This window comes from Paracoccus sp. S3-43 (genome assembly GCF_029027965.1).
GTDB lineage: Bacteria > Pseudomonadota > Alphaproteobacteria > Rhodobacterales > Rhodobacteraceae > Paracoccus.
Genome location: NZ_CP119082.1, coordinates 997,637 through 1,021,270, shown reverse-complemented (window position 1 = coordinate 1,021,270; position 23,634 = coordinate 997,637). Strand labels below are relative to the sequence as shown.

24 protein-coding genes, 1 tRNA gene and 2 pseudogenes are annotated in these 23,634 nt (G+C 68.3%); 15 read left to right on the top strand and 12 right to left on the bottom strand.

What is annotated here, in order from left to right:
* Positions 1 to 23: 23 nt before the first annotated feature.
* Complete coding sequence (locus PXD02_RS05265) at positions 24 to 599, top strand: TetR/AcrR family transcriptional regulator (RefSeq protein ID WP_275105864.1); 576 nt, start codon at positions 24 to 26, stop codon at positions 597 to 599.
* Here the strand turns inward: PXD02_RS05265 and PXD02_RS05260 are convergent.
* Entirely contained in the window at positions 596 to 1,213 is a 618-nt protein-coding gene (locus PXD02_RS05260; RefSeq protein ID WP_275105863.1) for a TetR family transcriptional regulator C-terminal domain-containing protein, read from the bottom strand. The genes PXD02_RS05265 and PXD02_RS05260 overlap by 4 nt on opposite strands.
* Before the next feature lie 202 nt (positions 1,214 to 1,415).
* Here PXD02_RS05260 and PXD02_RS05255 point away from each other — a divergent pair, with 202 nt between their 5' ends.
* The 6 genes from PXD02_RS05255 (at position 1,416) to PXD02_RS05230 (ending at position 7,680) form a co-directional block, all read left to right on the top strand.
* Positions 1,416 to 2,681, top strand: coding sequence for a Zn-dependent hydrolase (locus PXD02_RS05255; protein WP_275105862.1), 1,266 nt, complete (start codon positions 1,416 to 1,418; stop codon positions 2,679 to 2,681).
* Between the two features lie 71 nt (positions 2,682 to 2,752).
* Positions 2,753 to 4,204 carry a dihydropyrimidinase gene (gene hydA / locus PXD02_RS05250; protein WP_275105861.1) on the top strand — a complete coding sequence of 484 codons (1,452 nt, stop codon included), beginning with the start codon at positions 2,753 to 2,755 and terminating at the stop codon, positions 4,202 to 4,204.
* 1 nt (position 4,205) lies between these two features.
* A complete protein-coding gene (locus tag PXD02_RS05245) occupies positions 4,206 to 4,979 on the top strand; it encodes an ABC transporter ATP-binding protein (protein ID WP_275105860.1) in 774 nt (257 codons plus the stop codon).
* On the top strand, positions 4,972 to 5,838 hold the full coding sequence (locus PXD02_RS05240; protein ID WP_275105859.1) for an ABC transporter permease: 867 nt from the start codon (positions 4,972 to 4,974) through the stop codon (positions 5,836 to 5,838). Before PXD02_RS05245 ends, PXD02_RS05240 begins: the two co-directional genes overlap by 8 nt.
* Positions 5,839 to 5,873: 35 nt before the next feature.
* Complete coding sequence (locus PXD02_RS05235) at positions 5,874 to 6,677, top strand: ABC transporter permease (protein WP_473092070.1); 804 nt, start codon at positions 5,874 to 5,876, stop codon at positions 6,675 to 6,677.
* 22 nt (positions 6,678 to 6,699) lie between these two features.
* Positions 6,700 to 7,680, top strand: a complete 981-nt coding sequence (locus PXD02_RS05230; RefSeq protein ID WP_275105857.1) for an ABC transporter substrate-binding protein — start codon at positions 6,700 to 6,702, stop codon at positions 7,678 to 7,680.
* A gap of 100 nt (positions 7,681 to 7,780) precedes the next feature.
* Here the strand turns inward: PXD02_RS05230 and PXD02_RS05225 are convergent, their stop codons facing one another.
* Positions 7,781 to 8,545: a hypothetical protein gene (locus PXD02_RS05225; RefSeq protein ID WP_275105856.1), complete on the bottom strand. Its 765-nt coding sequence runs from the start codon at positions 8,543 to 8,545 to the stop codon at positions 7,781 to 7,783.
* 130 nt (positions 8,546 to 8,675) lie between these two features.
* On the opposite strand from PXD02_RS05225, the gene PXD02_RS05220 reads away from it, so the two are divergent.
* The 5 genes from PXD02_RS05220 (at position 8,676) to preA (ending at position 13,748) form a co-directional block, all read left to right on the top strand.
* Positions 8,676 to 9,035, top strand: a complete 360-nt coding sequence (locus PXD02_RS05220; protein ID WP_275105855.1) for a PepSY domain-containing protein — start codon at positions 8,676 to 8,678, stop codon at positions 9,033 to 9,035.
* Complete coding sequence (locus PXD02_RS05215) at positions 9,023 to 9,685, top strand: response regulator transcription factor (protein ID WP_275105854.1); 663 nt, start codon at positions 9,023 to 9,025, stop codon at positions 9,683 to 9,685. The genes PXD02_RS05220 and PXD02_RS05215 overlap by 13 nt, the downstream gene beginning before the upstream one ends.
* Complete coding sequence (locus PXD02_RS05210) at positions 9,682 to 10,980, top strand: sensor histidine kinase (RefSeq protein WP_275105853.1); 1,299 nt, start codon at positions 9,682 to 9,684, stop codon at positions 10,978 to 10,980. Before PXD02_RS05215 ends, PXD02_RS05210 begins: the two co-directional genes overlap by 4 nt.
* Positions 10,981 to 11,080: 100 nt before the next feature.
* Positions 11,081 to 12,439 (top strand): NAD(P)-dependent oxidoreductase, encoded by a 1,359-nt coding sequence (locus tag PXD02_RS05205; RefSeq protein ID WP_275105852.1) that lies wholly within the window; start codon positions 11,081 to 11,083, stop codon positions 12,437 to 12,439.
* Between the two features lie 10 nt (positions 12,440 to 12,449).
* A complete protein-coding gene (preA, locus tag PXD02_RS05200; protein ID WP_275105851.1) occupies positions 12,450 to 13,748 on the top strand; it encodes an NAD-dependent dihydropyrimidine dehydrogenase subunit PreA in 1,299 nt (432 codons plus the stop codon).
* A gap of 61 nt (positions 13,749 to 13,809) precedes the next feature.
* On the opposite strand, the pseudogene PXD02_RS05195 reads toward preA, so the two are convergent.
* Together PXD02_RS05195 and PXD02_RS05190 are read right to left on the bottom strand one after the other, a co-directional pair.
* Positions 13,810 to 14,225: pseudogene (locus PXD02_RS05195) on the bottom strand (ATP-binding protein); the annotation flags it as partial.
* Positions 14,215 to 14,406, bottom strand: a pseudogene (locus PXD02_RS05190) (IS21 family transposase); the annotation flags it as partial. The pseudogenes PXD02_RS05195 and PXD02_RS05190, both read right to left, overlap by 11 nt.
* On the opposite strand from PXD02_RS05190, the gene PXD02_RS05185 reads away from it, so the two are divergent.
* On the top strand, positions 14,371 to 14,559 hold the full coding sequence (locus PXD02_RS05185) for an acetone carboxylase subunit gamma (RefSeq protein WP_275105850.1): 189 nt from the start codon (positions 14,371 to 14,373) through the stop codon (positions 14,557 to 14,559). The pseudogene PXD02_RS05190 and the gene PXD02_RS05185 sit on opposite strands and share 36 nt — an antisense overlap.
* Here PXD02_RS05185 and PXD02_RS05180 read toward each other — a convergent pair.
* Both PXD02_RS05180 and PXD02_RS05175 read right to left on the bottom strand, forming a co-directional pair.
* Entirely contained in the window at positions 14,549 to 14,851 is a 303-nt protein-coding gene (locus PXD02_RS05180) for a hypothetical protein (RefSeq protein ID WP_275105849.1), read from the bottom strand. The two genes, PXD02_RS05185 and PXD02_RS05180, sit on opposite strands and share 11 nt — an antisense overlap.
* A 37-nt stretch (positions 14,852 to 14,888) precedes the next feature.
* A complete protein-coding gene (locus PXD02_RS05175; RefSeq protein ID WP_275105848.1) occupies positions 14,889 to 15,353 on the bottom strand; it encodes an Lrp/AsnC family transcriptional regulator in 465 nt (154 codons plus the stop codon).
* A gap of 110 nt (positions 15,354 to 15,463) precedes the next feature.
* Between PXD02_RS05175 and putA the strand changes: the two genes are divergently transcribed.
* Both putA and PXD02_RS05165 read left to right on the top strand, forming a co-directional pair.
* Entirely contained in the window at positions 15,464 to 18,862 is a 3,399-nt protein-coding gene (gene putA / locus PXD02_RS05170; RefSeq protein ID WP_275105847.1) for a bifunctional proline dehydrogenase/L-glutamate gamma-semialdehyde dehydrogenase PutA, read from the top strand.
* Positions 18,863 to 19,074: 212 nt separating this feature from the next.
* A complete protein-coding gene (locus PXD02_RS05165) occupies positions 19,075 to 19,287 on the top strand; it encodes a hypothetical protein (RefSeq protein WP_275105846.1) in 213 nt (70 codons plus the stop codon).
* 82 nt (positions 19,288 to 19,369) lie between these two features.
* Here the strand turns inward: PXD02_RS05165 and PXD02_RS05160 are convergent, their stop codons facing one another.
* From PXD02_RS05160 to PXD02_RS05135, 6 genes are all read right to left on the bottom strand, one after another.
* Entirely contained in the window at positions 19,370 to 19,957 is a 588-nt protein-coding gene (locus PXD02_RS05160) for an ATP-binding cassette domain-containing protein (RefSeq protein ID WP_275105845.1), read from the bottom strand.
* Positions 19,947 to 20,723: an ABC transporter permease gene (locus PXD02_RS05155; protein WP_275105844.1), complete on the bottom strand. Its 777-nt coding sequence runs from the start codon at positions 20,721 to 20,723 to the stop codon at positions 19,947 to 19,949. The genes PXD02_RS05160 and PXD02_RS05155 overlap by 11 nt, the downstream gene beginning before the upstream one ends.
* Positions 20,716 to 21,705 (bottom strand): ABC transporter substrate-binding protein, encoded by a 990-nt coding sequence (locus PXD02_RS05150; RefSeq protein ID WP_275105843.1) that lies wholly within the window; start codon positions 21,703 to 21,705, stop codon positions 20,716 to 20,718. The genes PXD02_RS05155 and PXD02_RS05150 overlap by 8 nt, the downstream gene beginning before the upstream one ends.
* 95 nt (positions 21,706 to 21,800) lie before the next feature.
* Positions 21,801 to 22,268, bottom strand: a complete 468-nt coding sequence (locus PXD02_RS05145) for a 6,7-dimethyl-8-ribityllumazine synthase (RefSeq protein ID WP_275105842.1) — start codon at positions 22,266 to 22,268, stop codon at positions 21,801 to 21,803.
* Between the two features lie 3 nt (positions 22,269 to 22,271).
* Positions 22,272 to 23,387, bottom strand: coding sequence for a 3,4-dihydroxy-2-butanone-4-phosphate synthase (gene ribB / locus PXD02_RS05140; protein WP_275105841.1), 1,116 nt, complete (start codon positions 23,385 to 23,387; stop codon positions 22,272 to 22,274).
* 155 nt (positions 23,388 to 23,542) lie between these two features.
* A tRNA-Phe gene (locus tag PXD02_RS05135) sits at positions 23,543 to 23,618 on the bottom strand.
* Between the last annotated feature and the right edge of the window lie 16 nt (positions 23,619 to 23,634).

The following is a 23,634-nucleotide window of genomic DNA, read 5'->3' as shown; positions in this document are numbered from 1 at the left end:
CTGGAAGTCGCATGATGCCGCATATGACGCGTCGCTACAGAACGGCCAAGAAGATCCAGGCGACAGCGATCCAGTTGGCGATGCGGGACGGGCTTTCGCATGTCACGACCGAGGCGATCGCCAAGGAAGCCGGGATCAGCACCCGGACCTTCTTCAACTATTACCCCTATAAAGAGGCGGCCATGATGGGCCCGCCCCCCGACTATCCGGCCGAGGCGTCCGAGCAGTTCGTGACCGGGCGCGGCACCCTGATCGAGGATCTGGACCGCCTGATCACCGCCCATCTGGAGCGTTTTCTGGACGAACGGGAATTGCTGGCGCATATCCTGGTCCTGGCGACGACCGATCCCAAGCTGGATGCGCTGCGCAACTCCACCATCCTGTCGCGGCGCGTGCAGATGCGCGACCTTCTGCACCGCCGCTGCCCCAAGACGAATCCCGCGCAGATCGAGATCCTGGCGGCCGCCATCGTCGCCGCCACCAACGCCGCCACTAAGGACTGGGCCAGCGGCGCGGTCGACGACTTCATCGCCGCCGCGCGCGAAAACCTGGCGCTGATCCAGCCCGCCGCCGCGATGCTGACCCAGGCTCCGGGCTAGAGGCGCAACATGGTGCGGTAGAGGTTGTCCAGGAAGGGCCCGGCCTCGACGAAGGGATCGTGGCCGGGGCCCAGCACGGCGCGCACCTGCACGTCGAAATCCGCGTAATGCTGTGTCAGCGCCCAGATCGAGAAGATCAGGTGATGCGGATCGACCGGCGAAAGCCGTCCTTGATCCATCCAGCCTTGCAGGATCCCCGCCGCCCGGTCCACGATGTCGCGCAAGCCGCCGCCCAGGATCTCGGTCAGGTGGGGGGCGCCTTGCAGGATTTCATAGGCAAACAGGCGGCTTTCGCAGGGAAAACGGCGCGACATCTCCAGCTTGGCGCGGACATAGGCCATCACCTCCTCCAGCGGTTCGCCATTGGGGTCGATGCGGATCATGGGGGCCAGCCACATGTCCAGAAGCGTTGTCAGCAGGGTCTTGTGGATGTCGTCCTTGGACGCGAAGTAATAAAGGACATTGGGCTTGGACAGGCCCGCAGCCTCGGCGATCTGGTCGATGGTGGCGCCGCGAAAGCCGCTGGTCGAGAACACCGACAAGGCGCCCTTCAGGATCCGGTCGCGGTTCTTCTGCTGGATGCGGGTCACGGGCGGCTGCAACTGGTCTGCCATTCCGGGGCCTTTCGCCGCTGATGCATTTTTGGGCAACAGCCGGGGCGGCACCTTTCGGGACGCTTGACTGAACCCTGCCCCGTGCTAGCGTGATCCTGACCATCTGGTCAACAAAGGAAGGGCCGAAGGGGCGCATCGCCGCCCACGCCCCATCAAGCCGGTCCCGCGACAGAACGGGGCGGCCAGACAGGAAGGACGAACGATGACCGACGCCAGCGGGCTGGTTCCGGCTGCCAACATGAAGGTCGATGGCCAACGCTTGTGGGACAGCCTGATGCAGATGGCCCGGATCGGGCCGGGCGTCGCGGGCGGCAACAACCGCCAGACCCTGACCGATGCCGATGCCGAGGGCCGCGCCCTGTTCCGCCGCTGGTCCGAGGAGGCGGGCATGACCATGGGCTTGGACCGGATGGGCAGCATGTTCATGCGCCACGAGGGGGCCGAGCCGGATCTGGACCCGGTCTATATCGGCAGCCATCTGGATACCCAGCCGACGGGCGGCAAATATGACGGCGTGCTGGGCGTGCTGTCGGGGCTGGAGGTGATCCGCTCGATCCGCGACATGGGCATCGTGACCCGCCGTCCCATCGTCGTCGTGAACTGGACGAACGAGGAAGGCACCCGCTTCGCCCCCGCCATGCTGGCATCCGGCGTCTTTGCGGGCGTGCTGACCGAGGATTACGCCAACAGCCGAGAGGATGCCGAGGGCAAGCGGTTCGGGGATGAGCTGGCCCGCATCGGCTGGCGGGGCGACGAGGCGCCGGGCAACCGCAGGATCCACGCCATGTTCGAATACCATATCGAGCAAGGCCCGATCCTGGAGGCCGAAGGCAAGCAGATCGGCGTCGTCACCCATGGCCAGGGGCTGTGGTGGTTGCAGGTCACGCTGACCGGCAAGGACGCGCATACCGGATCGACGCCCATGTCCATGCGGGTGGACGCGGGCCTGGGCATGGCGCGCATCATCGAGGCCGTGCATCGCATCGCCATGGACCACCAGCCCGACACCGTGGGCGCGGTGGGCCAGGCCAATGTCTGGCCGAACAGCCGCAACGTGATCCCCGGCCGCGCGGTCTTCACCATCGACATCCGCTCGCCCGACCTGGGCAAACTGACCTCGATGCGGTCGAGGATCGAGGCCGAGGCCGCTGATATCGCCCGCCATCTGGGCCTGGGGATCGAGATCGAGCCGGTCGGGCATTTCGATCCTGTGGAATTCGATCCGGGTCTGGTCAGGGTGGTGCGGGCGGCGGCGGAGCGGCTGGGATACAGCCATCGCGACATCGTGTCGGGCGCCGGGCATGACGCCTGCTGGATCAATCGGGTGGCGCCGACGGTGATGATCATGTGCCCCTGCGTGGACGGGTTGTCGCACAACGAGGCCGAGGAGATCAGCCCGGAATGGGCCGAGGCAGGCGCGGATGTGCTGCTGCACGCGGTGCTGGATGCGGCAGAGGTCATGCGCTGAGATCGAAGCCGGGGGCTTCGCGCCCCCGGACCCCCGCGGGATATTTTCGTGAAGAAGATAGGGACAAGGCGATGAGCACGGTTATTCGGGGCGGAACCGTCGTGACGGCCGATCTGACCTGCAAGGCGGATGTGCTGGTCGAGGGCGGGCGGATCGCGGCCATCGGCCAGGGGCTGACCGGAGATCGCGTGCTGGACGCCTCGGGCTGCTATGTCATGCCGGGCGGGATCGACCCGCATACGCATCTGGAGATGCCCTTCATGGGCACCTATTCCGCCGACGATTTCGACAGCGGTACGCGCGCGGCTCTGGCGGGCGGGACGACGATGGTGGTCGATTTCGCCCTGCCCTCGCCCGGCCAGGGGCTGCTGGACGCGCTCACGATGTGGGACAACAAGTCGGGCCGGGCGCATTGCGACTACAGCTTCCACATGGCCGTGACCTGGTGGGATCGGCAGGTCTTCGACGAGATGGCGGCGGTGGTGGATCGCGGCATCACCAGCTTCAAGCATTTCATGGCCTACAAGGGCGCGCTGATGGTGAACGACGACGAGCTGTTCGCCAGCTTCCGCCGGGTGGGCGATCTGGGCGGGATCGCAATGGTCCATGCCGAGAACGGCGATGTGGTGGCCGAACTGTCGGCGCGGTTGCTGGCCGAAGGCAATACCGGCCCCGAGGCCCATGCCTATTCCCGCCCCCCGCAGGTCGAGGGCGAGGCCACCAACCGCGCCATCATGGTGGCGGACATGGCGGGGGTGCCGCTTTATGTGGTGCATGTGTCCTGCGAGGACAGCCACGAGGCGATCCGCCGCGCGCGGGCGCAGGGCAAGCGGGTCTGGGGAGAGCCGCTGATCCAGCACCTGACGCTGGACGAGAGCGAGTATTTCAACGCCGACTGGGACCATGCCGCCCGCCGCGTCATGTCGCCGCCCTTCCGCAACAGGCTGCATCAGGACAGCCTGTGGGCCGGGCTGCAATCGGGGTCGCTGTCGGTGGTGGCGACCGATCACTGCGCCTTCACGACGGACCAGAAGCGGTATGGGGTGGGCGATTTCACCAGGATTCCCAACGGCACCGGGGGCTTGGAGGATCGAATGCCGATGCTGTGGACGCATGGGGTGCAGACCGGGCGGCTGACGCCCAATGAATTCGTGGCCGTCACCTCGACCAACATCGCCAAGATCCTGGGGATGTATCCCCGGAAGGGCGCGGTGCTGGTGGGCAGCGATGCCGATCTGGTGGTCTGGGATCCCGAGGCCGAGAAGACCATCTCGGCAGGCAGCCAGCAATCGGCGATTGATTACAATGTCTTCGAGGGGCAGCAGGTGAAGGGCCTGCCGCGCTATGTCCTGACGCGGGGGGTGGTCGCGGTCGACGGCGGCAAGCTGGATTCCCGCGAGGGCCATGGCGAGTTCGTCGCCCGAGAGCCGCGCGGCACGGTGAACCGCGCCTTGTCGGCCTGGAAGGAACTGACCGCCCCGCGCCCGGTGGAACGGTCGGGCATTCCGGCAAGCGGGGTGTGACTTGACCGCCATCGAGGCCCGCGACGTTTCCCTGACCTTCCAGACCGCCGACGGCCCCGTCCATGCGCTGAAGGATGTCAGCCTGACGATCCAGCAAGGCGATTTCGTCAGCTTCATCGGGCCGTCAGGCTGCGGCAAGACCACCTTTCTGCGCGCCATCGCCGCGCTTGAGACACCCACCGCCGGGACGCTGCATGTGGCGGGCATGACGCCCGATCAGGCGCGGCGCAGGCGGGCCTATGGCTATGTCTTCCAGGCGCCGGGGTTGTATCCTTGGCGGACGATTGCCGGGAACATCAGCCTGCCGCTGGAGATCATGGGCTTCCACCGCGCCGACCGGCAGCAGCGGACCCAGCGGGTGCTGGATCTGGTGGACCTGACCGGCTTCGGCGGCAGATATCCCTGGCAGCTCTCGGGCGGGATGCAGCAGCGCGCCAGTATCGCCCGCGCCCTGGCCTTCGACGCCGATATCCTGCTGATGGATGAACCCTTCGGCGCGCTTGACGAAATCGTCCGCGACCGCCTGAACGAGGCGCTGCTGGATCTGTGGAAGAAGACCGGCAAGACCATCGGTTTCGTCACCCATTCGATCCCCGAGGCGGTCTATCTGTCCACCCGGATCGTCGTCATGTCGCCCCGCCCCGGCCGGATCACGCGGGTCATCGACAGCCCCCTGCCCCGCCACCGCCCGCTGGAGATCCGCGACACGCCGGACTTCATCGCCCTGGCGCATGAGGTCCGCGAAGGGCTGCGCGAAGGGCACGGCTATGACTAGTCGCCTTTTGCCGGTCCTGACCGTGCTTCTGGCGATCGTCGCCCTCTGGTATCTGGCGGCGATCTGGATGAATGCCCCTTGGGTCCGCGATCAGGCGGCGCGGGCCGAGACTGTGCTGACCACCGGCCAGTTGGTCAGCCAGACGCTGACGCTGGAACGCCCGGTCCTGCCCGCCCCGCATCAGGTCGCCGCCGGGTTGTGGGAGGGCGTCGCCGGCCAGAAGATCACCTCGAAGCGCAGCCTGGTCTGGCATGGCTGGGTCACGCTGTCTGCCACGCTGGCGGGGATTGCCATCGGCACAGCGGCGGGGATCGGGCTGGCGGTGGGGATCGTCCACAACCGCGCCATGGACCAGTCGGTGATGCCCTGGGCCGTCGCCAGCCAGACGGTGCCGATCCTGGCCATCGCGCCGATGGTGATCGTGGTCTTTGCCAGCGCGGGCGTGACGGGCCTGCTGCCCAAGGCGATCATCGCGGCCTGGCTGTCCTTCTTTCCGGTGCTGGTCGGCATGGTCAAGGGCCTGCGCACGCCCGACGGGATGCAGCTTGACCTGATGCGCAGTTGGAGCGCCGGCGCCGCGCAGGTGTTCTGGCGGCTGCGGCTACCAAGCTCGCTGCCCTATCTGTTCGCCAGCCTCAAGGTCGCCATCGCCGCCGCCCTGGTCGGCACCATCGTGGGCGAGCTTCCGGCGGGCGCCACGGCGGGCCTGGGCGCGCGGCTGCTGTCGGGCAGCTATTACGGGCAGACGGTGCAGATCTGGTCGGCGCTGTTCGCCGCCGCGATCCTGGCCGCGGCGCTTGTCGCGCTGATCGGCGCGGCCGAACGGCTGACCCTGCGCCGCATGGGGCTGGCGCGATGACCGCGCTGCCGATCATCGCCGTCTGGCTGGGGGCCATGGCGGTCAACACCTGGCTGGCCCGCTTCGACACCCGCGCGATGCGGCTGGCGGTGGCGCTGATCTTCGGCGCCACGGTGCTGGTCCTGTGGGAGATGGCGGTGCGGATCTACGCGATCCCGCCGGTGATCCTGCCCGCGCCCAGCCGGATCGGCGCCAGTTTCGCGCAGAACACCGCGATCCTCTGGACCGATTTCGTGCAGACCATCCTGAAAGGCGCGCTGACCGGCTGGCTGATCGGGGCCGCCGCCGCCGTGCTGACCGCCATCGCCATCGACCGCAGCCCGTTTTTGCAACGCGGGCTGCTGCCCATCGGCAATTTCGTGGCCGCCCTGCCCATCGTCGGGATCGCCCCGATCCTGGTGATGTGGTTCGGCTTCGACTGGCAGTCCAAGGCCGCCGTCGTGGTGGTCATGGTGTTCTTCCCGATCCTGGTCAACATGGTGGCAGGCCTTGCCGCGACAGACCCCATGCAGCGCGACCTGATGGCGACCTGGGCCGCGCCCTATGCCGCCCGCCTGTGGAAGCTGCGCCTGCCCGCCGCCATGCCGTTCCTGTTCAACGGGCTGAAGATCACCACCACCCTGGCCCTGATCGGCGCCATCGTCGCGGAATTCTTCGGCAGCCCGACGCGGGGCATGGGATTTCGCATCTCGACCGCCGTGGGGCGGCTGGATCTGCCGCTGGTCTGGGCGGAAATCCTTGTGGCGGCGATCGCGGGATCGCTGTTCTATGGCATCGTCGCGCTGATCGAAAAGAAGGTGACGTTCTGGCACCCGTCGCAGCGCCATCAGCGGGGCTGACGCCCCAGACAGGAGAGGGAAGATGAAGACAGGGATGCTGGGGGCCGCGCTGATCGCGGCAGGCGGCGCGGCCCAGGCGCAGGATCTGACCCTGCAACTGAAATGGGTGACGCAGGGCCAGTTCGCGGGCTATTACGTCGCCAAGGACAAGGGCTTCTACGAGGAAGAGGGCCTGGACGTGACGATCCTGCCCGGCGGGCCGGACATCGCGCCCACGCAGGTCTTGGCCGGGGGCGGCGCGGATGTGATCGTCGAATGGATGCCCGCCGCGCTGGCCGCGCGCGAAAAGGGCCTGCCGCTGGTCAATATCGCCCAGCCCTTCAAGTCGTCCGGGATGATGCTGACCTGCCTGAAGGAAAGCGGCATCACCGACCCCAAGACGGATTTCAAGGGCAAGACCCTGGGCGTCTGGTTCTCGGGCAACGAATACCCGTTCCTTTCGTGGATGAGCCAGCTTGGCCTGTCGACCGAAGGCGGACCCGAGGGCGTGACGGTCCTGAAACAGGGCTTCAACGTCGATCCGCTGCTGCAAAAGCAGGCTGCCTGCATCAGCACCATGACCTATAACGAATACGGCCAGGTGCTGGACGCGGGCATCGCCCCCGAGGATCTGGTGACCTTCAAATACGAGGACCAGGGCGTCGCCACGCTGGAAGACGGGCTCTATGTCCTGGACAGCACGCTTCAGGACAAGGCCAAGGTCACCAATCTGGTGAAATTCGTGCGCGCCAGCATGAAGGGCTGGAAATACGCCGAGGAAAACCCCGAGGAAGCCGCCCGGATCGTCCTGGACAATGACGAGACCGGCGCCCAGACCCTGCATCACCAGGTCCGCATGGTCCAGGAGATCGGCAAGCTGAGCGCAGGCAGCACCGGCGTTCTGGACGAGGCCGACTATCAGCGCACCGTCGACACGCTGATGGCCGAAGGCTCGGATCCGGTGATCTCGAAGGCGCCCGAGGGGGCCTTTACCCATCTCATCACCGACCGCGCCTTCGACTGAGGCTTTCTTCTTCCTGCAAATATCCTCGGGGCTTCCGAGCGCCCGCTATATCGCATGAAAAAGGGGGCGGTCGCCCGCCCCCCTCCGTGTCGCGGCGCGATCAGCGCGCGGTTTCCCGAACGACCTCTCCCTGACGGTCCAGTTCCAGCGTCACGGCCTCGCCCTGCGGGTTGGTCGCTTCCAGCAGCAGGCGCGGACCCTCGGCGCGCAGGAAGCCGAATCCGCTATAGCCCGCCTGGGTCAGCCGCTGATTGACCGCGACCGGATCGAAATCGGCCGGGACCGGGGCGGGACGGCGCGGACCGTCGCCGCGGCCGTCGCTCATGCGGTCGTCATGGCCGGGACCGCGGCCATGGCGGGGACCGTGATCGGCATGGCGGGCCTGGGCCCCGCGCGCGCCGCGCGGGCCATCCTCGCGGCCAAAGCGCAGGACGCGGCCATCCGCGTCGAAGTCGGCGCGCATGTCCTGGCCGCCGGAATCCTCGCCCTTGACCATCACGCGGCCGTCGCGGGTGACGATCTGCTCGATGCGGTCGAACTGGCCGATCACCTCGTTGTCGCGCACCGCCTGGGGCAGCAGCGTGCCCACCAGATCAGGGGGGATCGCCGCGTCATCGGCCTCGATTCCGACCAGGTTGCCCGCCATGTCGATCCTGGCTTCGATATCGACGCCATCGGCGGTGCGGCCCTCGACCTCGCGCATTCCGTCGGGCCTGGTCTCGATGTCGAGGTTGCGCAGGTTCAGCTGCGACAGCGGCCCGGGCAGGTCGCCCGCCGCAGGGGCGGTCTGAGCCAGGGCGCCCGTGCCGATCCCGGCGATCAGCGCCAGCATCGCGGCCGAGGTGGTGAATGCGCGAAGAGCCATATCGTTTCCTTTCCAGCTTCTGCGGGGGCAAAGCCGCCCCTGACGACTCACCTTCTATCAGCCCGTCACCGAACGGATCGCCAATGGCCCGTTTGGTTTCCATTCAGGTTTCTTCCGCTATTCTGGCGTCATGACGCTGATCCGCACCCTTGCCCTGATCCTTCTGACCTGCGCCCCCGCGCAGGCCCAGGATGTCGCGCCCCAGGTGATCGACCCGTTCCGGCCCCTGCCCCTGCACCAGGTCGCGGCCTCGGTTTCGGAACGCTATGCGGGGCGGCTGCTGGCGGCCGATACCCGCGCCCCCCATCCGGCCGAGCGCGACCTGGGCGCGGAGCTGGTCTATCAGTTCCGGCTGGTCACGCCGCAGCAGAACCTGCTGGACATCCGCATCGACGCGCGCACCGGGCGGTTCCTGTCCGTGTCCGGGCGGGGCCAGCTTGCCGCGCGCCAGGCGGCCCCGCAGTGTCAGGACAGGCGATGCGCGCCCTGATCGTGGAAGACGACCCGGTTCTGTCCGCCCAGCTTGCGGCCGCCATGGCGGATGCGGGCTTCGTCACCGATTGCGCGGCGGACGGCACGCAGGGCGAATACCTGGGCGCGACGGAATCCTATGACGTGGCGATCCTGGATCTGGGCCTGCCGGGACTGCCGGGGATCGAGGTGCTGACCCGCTGGCGCAACGACGGCATCGCCATGCCGGTGCTGATCCTGACCGCGCGCGGCGACTGGACCGACAAGGTGGCAGGCTTCCGCGCCGGGGCCGACGATTACGCCGTCAAGCCCTTCCGCCTGGACGAGGTCGTGCTGCGCTGCCAGACCCTGATCCGCCGCGCCGCAGGCCATGCCCGCCCGGTGATCAACGCCGGACCGCTGGCGCTCGACAGCCAGTTGGGCGTCATCACCCGCGACGGCATCCCGCTGAAGCTGACCGCCTTCGAACAGCGGATCCTGGCCTATCTGATCCACCACCAGAACCGCATCGTCAGCCGCAGCGAACTGTCCGACCACCTCTATGACGCCGAGGCCGACCGCGACTTCAGGTCCATCGAGGTCGTGATCGGCCGGTTGCGCCGCAAGGTCGGCGAGGGCGTGATCGAGACCCGCCGGGGCGAGGGTTATCTGCTGCGGGCCGCCGGATGATGCGGTCGATCCGGGGGCGGCTTCTGCTGCTGGCCGCCGTCTGGCTGGGCGCGGCGCTGCTGGCGGCCTTCCTGTTCATCGCCTCGCTGCTGGAGGATTTCGTCACCGGCCGCTTCGACGCGGAAATGGCGGCGGCGGCGGACGGGCTGATCGCCTCGGTCGAGACCGGCGACGACGGCCGGATCGAACTGGACGACCCCCCCGCCGATCCGCGCTTCGACCTGCCGTTCAGCGGCTGGTATTGGCAGGTCGAATCGGGCGATGCGGTGGTGGCCCGGTCCGGTTCGCTGCTGGACGGTCTGCTGCGCGGCCCGCCCGGCAGCGTCGCGGGCGGGTCGGGGATGGGCGCCGACGGCGCGGCCCTGCGGGTTCTGCGCCGCCAGGTGACGCTGCCCGACAGCGACACGCCGGTGGCCGTGACCGTCACCGCGCCGCGCGCCCAGATCGACGACAGTCTGCACCAGATCAGCCGCCCGCTGGGGATCGCGCTTGCGGTCCTGGGCATCGTCATGGCGGTCGCCAGCGTCGTGCAGGTGACGGCGGGGCTGGCCAGCCTGGACCGTCTGCGGCGCGACCTGGCCCAGGTGCGGGCGGGCGGCAAGGACCGGCTGGCCCTGCCCGATGTCAGCGAACTGCGCCCCCTGACGATGGAAATCAACGCCGCGCTTGACCAGAATGCCGATCTGCTGGCCCGGTCGCGGCAGCATCTGGGAAACCTTGCCCATTCGCTCAAGACCCCTCTGGCGGCGCTTGCCAACGAATTGCCGGGCGATCACCGGGGCCATGCGCTGATCACCCGCATGGACCGGCTGATCGGCTGGCATCTGCGCCGCGCCCGGTCGGCGGGGCCTCGCGTGCTGGGCCAGCAGACCCCGGTGCGTCCGGTGATCGACGACATCCTGATGGTCTTGCGATGGCCCATGCGCGACAAGGGCATGACCGCCGACATCGACTGCGCCCCCCATGCCGCCTTCGCCGGAGAACGTCAGGATCTGGAGGAGATGATCGGCAACCTGTGCGACAACGCCGTCAAATGGGGCCGAACGCGCCTGTCCATCACCGTGACCCAGGCCGACCGCCTGACCGTCAGGATCCAGGACGACGGCCCCGGCATGGCGGAAACCGACGCGCCCCGCGCGCTGATCCGGGGCGGGCGGCTGGACGAACATGGCGCATCCGGGTCCGGCCTTGGCCTTGCCATCGTCGCGGATCTGGCGGCGCTGCACGGCGGCGGCCTGCGGCTGGAACGGTCGTCCTTGGGCGGGCTGGCGGCGGTCCTGGACCTGCCTGCCTGAAAAATCCGCAGGCCGCCGCGCGCCCCAGGTTTTACCATTTGATAAAAAATCGGACCTGTGCCAGCCTGATTTCCGCCAACAGGTGAGCCAGGAGACGCAAATGTCCCAAGCAAGATTGGCGCCGGGCGTCGTTCCCGGCCGCCTGACCCCCCATGAACTGGCGGCGAATTTCGTCGATGTCGCCCCTCCGCTGGACGATCACGAGGCCCGCGTCGCCGCCGACCGCTGCTATTTCTGCCACGACGCGCCCTGCGTGACGGCCTGCCCGACCAGCATCGACATTCCGCTGTTCATCCGCCAGATCGCCACCGGCACGTCTGATGCGGCGGCGATGACGATCTTTCACGCCAATATCCTGGGCGGCATGTGCGCCCGCGTCTGTCCGACCGAAAACCTGTGCGAAGGTGCCTGCGTCCGCATGGATGCCGAGGGCGATCCGGTCGAGATCGGTGCCCTGCAACGCTACGCCACCGACGGGCTGATGGCCCGAGCCGGCCACCCCTTTCGCCGCGCCGCCCCCACCGGCAGGCGCGTGGCGGTCGTCGGCGCCGGTCCGGCGGGGCTGGCCTGCGCGCATCGGCTGGCCGCCAAGGGCCATGACGTGACCCTGTTGGAGGCGCGGCCCAAGCCCGGCGGGCTGAACGAATACGGCATCGCCAGCTACAAGGCGGTGGACGGCTTCGCCCAGGCCGAGGTGGACTGGCTGCTGGGCATCGGCGGGATCACCCTGCGCCACGACCAGCGGCTGGGCCGCGACATCACGCTGGACGCGCTGCGGGCGGACTATGACGCGGTGTTCCTGGGCATGGGCCTGGGCGGCGTCAACGCCCTGCGGGCCGAGGGCGAGGACCGCCGCAACGTGCTGGACGCGGTCAGCTTCATCCGCGACCTGCGGCAGGCCAGCGACCTGACCACCCTGCCCATCGGCCGCGACGTGGTGGTGATCGGCGGCGGCATGACGGCGGTGGATGCCGCCGTGCAGGCCCGCCTGCTGGGGGCGGAAAACGTCACCATCGTCTATCGCCGTGACCGGTCGCAGATGGGCGCCAGCCGCCACGAACAGGATCACGCGACCAGCACCGGCGTCCGCATCATCTGCAACGCCGCCCCCGTCAAGGTCCATGGCAACGGCGCCGTGGCCGAGGTCGAGTTCGCCTATACCGTCACAGATCCCGACGGCGGGCTGCATCTGTCGGATGATCGCTTCCGCCTGAAGGCCGACCAGCTGTTCCGCGCCATCGGCCAGCGCCTTGACGGCGTGCCCCAGGAACTGGCGCTGAACGGCGGCAAGATCGCCGTCAGCGGCCCCGGCCGCACCAGCATCCCCGGCGTCTGGGCCGGAGGCGACGCTGCTGCAGGCGGCGACGACCTGACCGTCACCGCCGTCGCCGAGGGCCGCGACGCGGCCGAGGACATCGACGCCCATCTGACCGGCCGCCCGGTCGAGATCCCCGGCTGAGGAGGACGCCATGGCAGATCTGCGCAGCGATTTCATCGGGATCAAATCCCCCAACCCGTTCTGGCTGGCCTCGGCCCCGCCCACGGACAAGGAATACAACGTCCGCCGCGCCTTCCAGGCCGGATGGGGCGGCGTCGTCTGGAAGACGCTGGGGTCCGAAGGCCCGCCCGTCGTCAACGTCAACGGCCCGCGATACGGCGTGATCCACGGCCCCGACCGCCGCGTCCTTGGCATCAACAACATCGAGCTGATCACCGACCGCCCGCTTGAGGTGAACCTGCGCGAGATCAAGTCGGTCAAGCGCGACTATCCCGACCGCGCCCTGGTCATCTCGCTGATGGTGCCCTGCGACGAGGAAAGCTGGCGCGACATCCTGGCGAGGGTCGAGGATACCGGCGCCGACGGGGTGGAACTGAACTTCGGCTGCCCGCACGGCATGTCCGAACGCGGCATGGGCAGCGCCGTGGGCCAGGTGCCGGAATATATCGAGATGGTGACCCGCTGGGTGAAGCGATACTCGCGGATGCCCTGCATCGTGAAGCTGACGCCCAACGTCACCGATGTGCGCAAACCGGCCGAGGCCGCGCATCGCGGCGGCGCCGATGCCGTCAGCCTGATCAACACGATCAACTCGATCACCTCGGTCGATCTGGACCTGTTCGCACCCCAGCCCACCATCGACGGCAAGGGCGCGCATGGCGGCTATTGCGGCCCCGCCGTCAAGCCCATCGCGCTGAACATGGTGGCGGAAATCGCGCGCAACCCCGCGACCCATGGCCTGCCGATCAGCGGCATCGGCGGCGTGACGACCTGGCGCGACGCCGCCGAATTCATGGCGCTTGGCGCGGGCACGGTGCAGGTCTGCACGGCGGCGATGACCTATGGCTTCAAGGTCGTGCAGGAAATGATCTCGGGCCTGCGCGACTATCTGGACAGCCGCGACATGGCGATGTCGGACCTGATCGGCCGGGCGGTGCCGAATGTCACCGACTGGAACCAGTTGAACCTGAACTATGTCACCAAGGCCCGCATCGACCAGGATCTGTGCATCAGATGCGGCCGCTGTTTCGCCGCCTGCGAGGATACCAGCCACCAGGCCATCGCCATGAAGCCCGGCCGCGTCTTCGAGGTGATCGAGGCGGAATGCGTCGCCTGCAACCTGTGCCTGGACGTGTGCCCGGTCGAAAACTGCATCGACATGCGCGAACTGGCCTTGGGAGAGATCGACCTGCGCACCGGCCGCCCGGTCCAGCCCTATGCCAACTGGACGACCCATGCCAACAACCCGATGGCCAAGGCGGCCGAGTAAGACGACCCGCAAGTCAGGCCCCGGCCGTGGAACGATGTGAAGCCATGGGATGTGAAGTATTGGTCGAGAAGAACCAGACCTTGCGGCGATGGTGCTCGATAGCCTGGATGTCGAGGGCGGTTGCGACATGGGTCTTTCCGGTGCCTGGCCCGCCGATCAGCACGATGTTCTCGGCCCTGCTTATGAACTCGCAGCGATGCAGCTGTCGCACCGTGCCTCGTTCACCTCGCTGGACGAGAAGTCGAATCCCGACAGATCCTTGTAGGCGGGAAAGCGGGCAATTTTCATGTGATAGGCAACGGAGCGGACCTCGCCTTCGGCCGTTTCTGCCTTCAGCAGCTGGGTGAGGACCGGCACGGCGCTTTCGAAGGCTGGCGCTCCTTGCTCTATGAAATCGGGGACGGCCTGCGACATGCCATGCATCTTGAGGCTGCGGAGCATGATCACGATGGCACCGCTGGCAGGATCATGACGCATGGCGGCCTCCGGTCATATGAGCCCGCAGACCATCGTAGCGCTCGACATTGGCCTTGGGCTCGCGACGCAGGGGCAGTGCCCGAGGGGCGTCGGTGGGTGAGCCGTCCGTCCTGCCATCGATCAGGCGGTGCAAAATGTTCAGCACATGGGTCTTGGTCGCGACACCTTCCGTCAGTCCGACAAGAAATGGGTAATCCGCTCGAAGGCCGGCTACGACTTCTGCGACTGGGACCAGAACTGGAAGCTGCATGCCCGCATCCGGGTGCGCGACACCGCCGCGCAGATGGAGGAGCTTTATGTGTCCGTGTTGTGCCCGAGGGTGCTCATGCGTTGACGCCCCTCATGCCTTCGGCGGCATAGCGTTCTCCCGAAACAGGTAGGCTAAACAGGGCCTGTTCGAGAACGGTTCGCTCGGCTTCGCTGAACGTAATTGAAGTGCCCGCAGCGTTTTCTTCGAGATATTTGATCCGCTTGGTGCCGGGGATTGGCACGATGTCATCGCCCTTGGCCAGCAGCCACGCCAGTGCGTCTTTGCCCGCCCGGCATCGCTCGCGATGGCGTCGAGTTTGTCGGCAGCGCCATCGGATGACGACATCCCCGTCTCCAAGAACGGCGGCGGCGCGCATCTGGATCTGATGATCACGTCCCGGATCATCGACACGCTCAGCCCAGCGTGAAGGTCTGTTCCACCACCGCCTCCCTTGAGACATAGCTGGACGTATTGCTGATATGCGGCAGGCTGGATATCTTCTCGGCCATGATGCGCCGGAAATCGGCCATGTCGCGGGACCGGACCTTGACCAGGTAATCGAAGCCGCCCGCGATCATGTAGCATTCCTCGATTTCCGGGATGGCGCGGACGGCGGCGTTGAACTGCTGCAAGGCGGCCTCGCGCGTGTCGGTCATGCTGACCTCGACATAGGTCACATGGGTCAGGCCCAGCTTCAGCGGCGACAGGATCGCGCGATAACCGGTGATCAGGCCGATCTCTTCCAGGTGCCGGATGCGCAGCGCCACCGGGGTCTTGGACAGCCCCACCTTGCGGGCCAGTTCCGCCACCGGAATGCGGGCGTTGCGGGTCAGTTCGTCCAGGATCTTGCGATCCTGCGCATCCAGAGCGACGGTCATCCCGAAAATCCCCCGTTCTTTATTCCATCAGCCTAGGCAGGCGGCCATTTTCAGGCGCACCGCCTGTCCGATCTTTGATATACCTGTCCGATCAGTCAAGGAGTCAGGCCATGTCTTCCGTCAGCCCCAGTGTCTTTTCCACCCAGGCCAAATTCGCGGACGAGGCCCAGCTTCTGGACCGCCTGACGGCCCAGGCCGCGGTGTCGGCCGATGCCCGCGCCGCCATCACCGCCCGCGCCGCCGATCTGGTGCGCCGCATCCGGGCCGAGGCGCGCCCCTCGCTGATGGAACATTTCCTGGCGGAATACGGGCTGTCCACCGGCGAGGGCGTGGCGCTGATGTGCCTGGCCGAGGCGATGCTGCGCGTGCCCGACAAGATCACCATCGATGCGCTGATCGAGGACAAGATCGCCCCCTCCGACTGGGGCAGGCATCTGGGCGAGGCGTCGTCCAGCCTTGTGAACGCCTCGACCTGGGCCTTGATGCTGACCGGCAAGGTTCTGGACGACGACCAGGCGGGCACGCTGCGCCGGATGGTCCGCCGCCTGGGAGAGCCGGTGATCCGCACCGCCGTGGGCCGGGCGATGAAGGAGATGGGCCGCCAGTTCGTGCTGGGCCAGACCATCACCGACGCCCTGGACCGCGCCCGCACGCGCGAGAAGCAGGGCTTCACCTACAGCTATGACATGCTGGGCGAGGCGGCGATGACGGGGGCCGATGCCGCCCGCTATGACCGCGCCTATGGGGATGCCATCGCGGCCATTGCCGGGGCCTGCGGCAAGGGCTCGGTGGAACAGAACCCCGGCATCTCGATCAAGCTGTCGGCGCTGCATCCGCGCTATGAGGTCGCGCAGGAGGCCCGCGTGATGCGCGAGCTGGTGCCGGTGGTGCTGCGGCTGGCGCAGCAGGCCCGCGCCGCGAACATGGGCATGAACATCGACGCCGAGGAACAGGATCGGCTGGTCCTGTCGCTGAAGGTGATCGAGGCGGTGCTGTCGGATCCCTCGCTGGCCGGATGGGACGGCTTCGGCGTGGTGGTGCAGGCTTACGGCAAGCGCGCGGGGCAGACGATCGACTGGCTGCATGATCTGGCGGTGCGGCTGGACCGGCGGATCATGGTGCGTCTTGTGAAGGGCGCCTATTGGGACAGCGAGGTCAAGCGCGCCCAGGTCGACGGCCATCCCGGCTTTCCACTGTTCACCAGCAAGGTCGCGACCGATGTCAGCTATATCGCCAATGCCCGCAAGCTGATCGGCTATGGCGACCGCATCTATCCGCAATTCGCCACCCACAACGCCCATACCGTCGCCGCGATCCTGGAAATGGCGGGCGATACCCGCTTCGAATTCCAGCGCCTGCACGGCATGGGCGAACGCCTGCACGACATCGTGCTGCGCGAAACCGGGGGGCGCTGCCGCATCTATGCGCCCGTGGGCGCGCATCGCGACCTGCTGGCCTATCTGGTCCGCCGCCTGCTGGAAAACGGCGCCAACAGCAGCTTCGTGAACCAGATCGTCGACGAAGCCGTCACGCCCGAGGAGGTCGCGCGCGATCCCTTCGACGCGCTTGCCACGGCGCAGCCCCCGGCCGCGCTGCGCGCGCCTGCCGATCTTTATGGTGCATCGCGCCGGAACTCGGCCGGGTTCGATGTGTCGGACGAACAGACGCTGGCCCGGATCAATGCCGCGCGCGAGGTGGCATTGCCCGACGTGGTGCCGCTGACGGTATCGGCACCGACAGGCACCGTGCAGGATGTCACGAACCCCGCCACGGGCGAGGCGATCGCCACCGTGACGATGGCCGATGCCGCAACCGCCGCCCGCGCCATCGACGACGCCCGCCCCTGGGACGCGCCTGCCGCCGAACGCGCCGCTGTCCTGCGCCGCGCCGCCGATCTGTACGAGGAAAACTTCGGCCCGATCTTCGGCATCCTGGCGCGCGAGGCGGGCAAGTCGCTGGCCGACGCGGTGGCCGAACTGCGCGAGGCGGTGGATTTCCTGCGCTATTACGCCGCCGAGGGCGAACACGACCCGCAAGGGCCGCGCGGCATCGACGGCGCGATCAGCCCCTGGAACTTTCCGCTGGCGATCTTCACCGGCCAGATCGCGGCGGCGCTGATGGCGGGCAATGCGGTGATCGCCAAGCCCGCCGAGGCCACCCCGATCATCGCCGCCCTGGGCGTCCGGCTGCTGCACCAGGCGGGCGTGCCACTCTCGGCCCTGCAACTGCTGCCGGGGCGCGGCAGCGTGGTCGGCACGGCGCTGTCGGCCGATCCGCGCGTGAAGGGCTTGGTCTTCACCGGCTCGACCGCGACGGCCCGGACCATCGCGCGCAGCATGGCCGCGAACCTGGCCCCCGGCACGCCGCTGATCGCGGAAACCGGCGGGCTGAACGCGATGATCGTGGATTCCACCGCCCTGCCCGAACAGGCTGTGCGCGACATCGTCAACGGCGCTTTCCGGTCCGCCGGTCAGCGCTGCTCGGCGCTGCGCTGCCTCTATGTGCAGGAAGACATCGCCCCGCATGTGATCGAGATGATCCGGGGCGCGATGGACGAACTGGTCGTGGGCGATCCCTGGTCGCTGGAAACCGATGTCGGCCCGGTGATCGACACGGGCGCGCGGGACGATATCGCGGGCTATATCGCCGCCAACGGCAACCGCGTCATTCACAAGCTGGACGTTCCCGCCCAGGGCACCTTCATCCCGCCCACCATGCTGCGCGTCAGCGGCATCGCCGATCTGGAACGCGAGGTCTTCGGCCCGGTCCTGCATGTCGCGACCTTCCGGGGCGACCGGCTGGACCAGGTGGTGGCCGACATCAACGCGCGCGGCTTCGGCCTGACCTTCGGCCTGCACACCCGGATCGACTCGCGCGTGCAAGAGGTCAGCGATGCGATTCATGTCGGCAACATCTATGTGAACCGCAACCAGATCGGCGCGGTGGTGGGCAGCCAGCCCTTTGGAGGAGAGGGCCTGTCGGGCACCGGTCCCAAGGCGGGCGGCCCGCGTTATGTCCCCCGCTTCTTCGCGCCCCAGCCCCCGGCAGCGGCGGGCGGCGACTGGCAGGGACAGGCCGATGAGGGCCGCATCCGTAGCCAGCTTGCCGCCCATAAGTCGAAGAAGATCGACGAGCGCCTGATGCCCGGCCCCACCGGAGAGCTGAACCGCCTGACCGCCCATACCCGCCCGCCGGTCCTGTGCCTCGGCCCCGGAGCGCAGACGGTGGCCGCGCAGGTCGCCGCCGTCGCCGCGCTTGGCGGCGACGCGGTGGGCGTCGACGGCCCCCTGCCGTCTGATGCCCTGACCCGCCTCCCCGCGATGGCCGCCGTCCTGTGGTGGGGCGACGATGCGCAGGGCCGCGCCTATGCCCAGGCCCTGGCGGAACGGGACGGAGAGATCGTGCAGCTTGTCACGGGGATGCCCGACCTGGCGCATGTCGCGCATGAACGCCACCTCTGCGTGGACACCACGGCGGCGGGCGGCAACGCGGCGCTGCTGGCGGGGTAGGAAAGGGACGTTGCGGGCGGGACCAGGAAAGGCAGGGCGTTTCCCCCGTCCTTCGCGACCTTGCCGCCAGAGGCGGTAGCGCTCCATGACGGCAGGCGCGGCAGCGGAAGGGGTTCCAGCCGCGTCTCGATGTCTTCCTGTGGTTGCATCGCGATATAGCCGATCTGGACCAGATAGATCGTGCGCGGCCGCACATCGGCTTCGGCGCTGTGATGGCCCCACTTGACCAGCATGGTGGCATTGGCCTGAAGCCGCGCCTCGTCGGCGGCGCGGACCCGTGCCGCCACCCGCTTGGCCAGGGGCAGGATCTTCGCCGCGTCGCTGCCGTTTTCGATCAGCGCCTGATAGCCGGCTTCCCGCCAACCCTCGCACGATCCGCGCCATCCGCTTTCTATGACACGCTGCGTCTGGTGAAAGACATCTGACCCACCCGTATCCTCGTGCCCGTGAAGCGGGTTCCCCGAAGGCTTCACCGTGGGCGACACCTGGGCGTGAGGGAACGGCCCCTCAGGGGACCGGCTCCGCCGGGCTGCCCGCCAGCCGGATCGGGACGGCGCCCAGCCGTCCGGCCTCGGCCGCGTCATGGGTGACCAGGACCAGCCCCGCCCCGCTGCGGTCCAGAAGCCCGGCGGTCAGGTCGATCATCCGGCCCGCCGTGCCGGGATCCAGGCTGGCGAAGGGTTCGTCCATCAGCAGGATGTCGGGACGCGCGGCAAAGGCGCGGGCCAGCGCCAGCCGGCGCTGCTGGCCCAGCGACAGTTGCCGGGGAAACTTGTCCTCGTGGCCCGACAGCCCGGCCTCGGCCAGCAGGACGCGGGCTTCGGCCTCGGGGCAGCCGGTCGGCAGGGTGACGTTGGCGATGGCCCGCCGCCAGGGCAGCAGCGTCGGTTCCTGAAACACCACGGCCAGCCGGTCGCGCCCCTCCAGCCGCCCGTCGAAATCGCGGTCCAGCCCGGCCAGGATCCGCAGCAGGGTCGATTTGCCGATCCCCGACGGTCCCAGCACCGCCACGCGCTGCCCGCGTTCGACCGCCAGCCGCAGCGGACCCAGCACCGGGCGCCCGGCGAAGGATTTGCCCGCCAGCTCAAGCCTCATCGCGGCGCCAGCGGTTCGCGCCGGCCTCCAACGGGCGGAGGACGGCCAGGTCGATCAGCAGCATCACCGCGACGAAGGCCAGTGCCCAGGCCAGCACGCCCGCCACGTCGAAGCTGGAAAATAGCAGGTGGATCTTGAAGCCCACCCCGTTCGAGCGGCCCAGGAATTCGACCACCAGCACGATCTTCCAGATCAGCGACAGGCCCGCCCGCGCGGCCGCCGCGATATGCGGGGCAAGCTGGGGCAGCACGACATGGCGCAGCCGCGCCCACCAGCCCATCCGAAAGGCCAGCGCCATGTCGTCCAGATCCGGGCGCAGGGCGCGGGCGCCTTCGCGCAGCATGACGGCGGTCACGGGGATCTTGTTCAGCGCCACGGCGGCGACGGCGGCGACCTCGTTCAGGCCGATCCAGATATAGGCCAGCACGATCACCACCAGGGCCGGGATGTTCAGCGCGATGACCAGCGACGGGTTCAGCCAGTGGTCCGCCGCCCGCGACCGCCCCATCCACAGGCCCAACGCGCTGCCCACGGCCATGGCGAGGGCAAAGCTGGCCAGCACGCGCCCCAGGGTGGCGCCCGCGTGCAGCCACAGCTCGCCCGACGCCGCCAGCGCCGCGACCCGTCCGGCCACCGCCCGCGGCGAGGGCATGGTGCGCGGATCGTCCGCCAGCGCCGCGACGACCGTCCACAGCGCCAGCAGCAGCAGGACCGACAGCACCCCCGGCAGCAATCCGGGCCGCTTATGGAGGGGCGCGTCAGTCACCTTGCCAGAACAGCCCTTGCGGCAGATCGGACAGCCCGCCGGTCAGGTCGTCGCCGCCCAGGTCGGCCAGCACCGCGAACAGAGCTTGCGCCGCCGCCGGGTCGACCGGACCCTCGGCCGGAATGCCCGCGCGCCAGCCGTCGCGCAGGGCGATGAATTCGGCGTCCGTTTCCGCCCCCATGACCGGACGCAGCGCCTGCCAGGCGGCATCGTCGGCCGCCAGCAGATCCTTGGCCTGCCTGGACGCCCGCACAAGGCCGCGCGCCAGATCCGGGTGATCGGCCACCCAATCGTCGCGCAGCACATAGCCCAGCAGCGGCGTGCCGGGATCCAGGCCCAGGCCCTGCGCGGCATCGGCGACGCTGATCACCTCTCGCATCCCGCCCGCCTGCATCAGCGCCAGGAAGTGCCAGAAATTGACGGCGCCCGCGATCTCGCCCGTCTGGGCGGCGTGCTGGATCATCGGCGGAGCGCCGAACACCTGTTCGGTCACATCCGCCAGATCGCGGCCGGTCTGCTGGCGATGGAAGGCGCGCAGGATCAGCCAGCTTTTGTCCACCGGCCCGCCCGCGATGCCGATCTTTTGCCCCTCCAGATCCGCCAGCGTCCTGACGGGGCTGTCGGCGGGTACCACCAGCCCGCCCACGGCGGTCGAAAAGGGCCAGAAGGTGAAGGGCGCGCCGTTCGCCCGCTGCACCGCCACCCAGATCCAGTCCGAGACGATGGCGTCGACCTGGCCCCCCTGCATCGCCACCTGGGTCGCAGGATTGCCGGCAAGCGGCAGGGTCCGCAGATCGAACCCGTTCTGCCGGTCGAAGCCCCGGTCGCGGATCGTCTGCAATTCCCAGGTGACGGTTCCGTTTTCCAGCGTGCCGACGGTGATCGTCGGCAAAACCTGTCGCGCAAGACCCGGCCCCGCCAGGATCGCCGCGACAAGACCAAGGGCCGGACCCGCGATCCGGCCAGCCCACGGAAAGCGCATGGTTCCCCCCTTGGCTTTCTTCCGGCCGCAAGGTGGCACGGGCGCGGCCCGGTCACAATCGCCCAGAAGTCGCACCCCCGCCGCAGGGCCGCGGATCAGGCCCAGCGGCGCTTCAGCGCGATCAGGTGCAGCGCCGCCGCCGCCGCCCCGCCGCCCTTGTTCTGGCCCTGCGGATCGGCCCGAACTTGGGCCTGGGCGATCGTCTCGACGGTCAGGATGCCGTTGCCGATGCAATGCCCCTGCAACCCCAGCAGCGTCAGCCCGCGGGAACTGTCGTTGCACACCGTGTCGTAATGCGTGGTTTCCCCCCGCACCACGCAGCCCAGCGCGACATAGCCGTCATAGAGATGGCGGGCGGCGGCCAGGGCGATGGCGGTGGGGATCTCCAGCGCGCCCGGCACCTCGACCAGATCGACGGCGGCGCCCGCCTGGGCCGCCACGGCCCGCGCCCCCGCGACCAGCCCGTCGGCCACCTGCCGGTAATAGGGCGAAACGACGATCAGCAGCCGCGCGCCGGAACCGTCGGGCAGCGGAAGCTGGTGATGTTCGATGCTGGCGGCCATGGCTTACCCCTTGATCGGACGGGTGGAATGAATCGAAAGCCCATAGGCGTCAAGCCCGATGACCTTGACCGGCGCCGAATTGGTCAGCAGCACCAGATCCGACAGGCCCAGGGCCGACAGGATCTGCGCCCCCAGCCCGTAATGGCGGATGACATGCGAGGAAACCTCGTCCTGGCGCGGCAGGCGCGGCTCGATGTCGCGGAACAGCACGACGACGCCCCGGCCCTCGTCGGCGATCATGCGCATGGCCTGACCCAGGGTGCCCGCGTTCTGGCGTCCGATGCCCAGCACGTCGTGCAGCGGGTCCAGCACATGCATCCGCACCATCACCGGGCCGGGCGCGGTCAGGTCGCCCTTGGTCAGCACGATATGTTCCGCGCCCGAGGTGTCGTCGGCGAAGATGCGCATCATCCAGTCGCCGCCATGGGCCGAATGGACCGCCATCTGGCCGCGCTCGGCGATCAGGTTGTCGTGGCGGCGGCGATAGGCGATCAGCTGGCTGATGGTGCCGATCTTCAGCCCGTGCCGCTGGGCGAAGGCCACCAGGTCGGGCAGCCGCGCCATGGTGCCGTCGTCGTTCATGATCTCGCAGATCACGCCGGACGGGTTCAGCCCCGCCAGCCGCGCCACATCGACCGCCGCCTCGGTATGGCCGGCGCGGACCAGCACGCCGCCGTCGCGGGCGCGCAGCGGAAAGACATGGCCGGGCGTGGCGATGTCGGCCGCGCCCTTGGCGGGGTCGATGGCCACCGCGATCGTATGCGCGCGGTCGGCGGCAGAGATGCCGGTGGTCACGCCCTCGCGCGCCTCGATCGACATGGTGAAGGCGGTCTCGTGGCGGCTGGAATTCTTGGCGCCAAGCAGCGGCAGCCCCAGCGAGTCGATCCGTGCGCCGGTCATCGACAGGCAGATCAGGCCCCGGCCATGCGTCGCCATGAAGTTGATGACCTCGGGCGTGGCCATCTGCGCGGGAATGACCAGATCGCCTTCGTTCTCGCGGTCCTCGTGATCGACCAGGATGAACATCCGGCCGTTGCGGGCTTCGTTGATGATGTCCTCGATCGGGGAAATCGCGTCGGACCAGTCACGCTCGACCGGTCCTGGAATGTCGTCGGTCATCCGCCGCTCCATGGTTATCCCTCTGACCATGCAGGTCGTCGACACGCAGGCCGCCCTTGCATCTGCACCGCAAGCCCCTCCGGCGCAAGCCCCGTCCATCGCCGCCGGATGCGACAAGACGCGCCTTGCGCAGCGTCAGGTCTGTAATGAAGAAGTGGTGCCCGGAGGCGGATTCGAACCACCGACACGCGGATTTTCAATCCGCTGCTCTACCAACTGAGCTATCCGGGCGACCTGACGCGCGTTC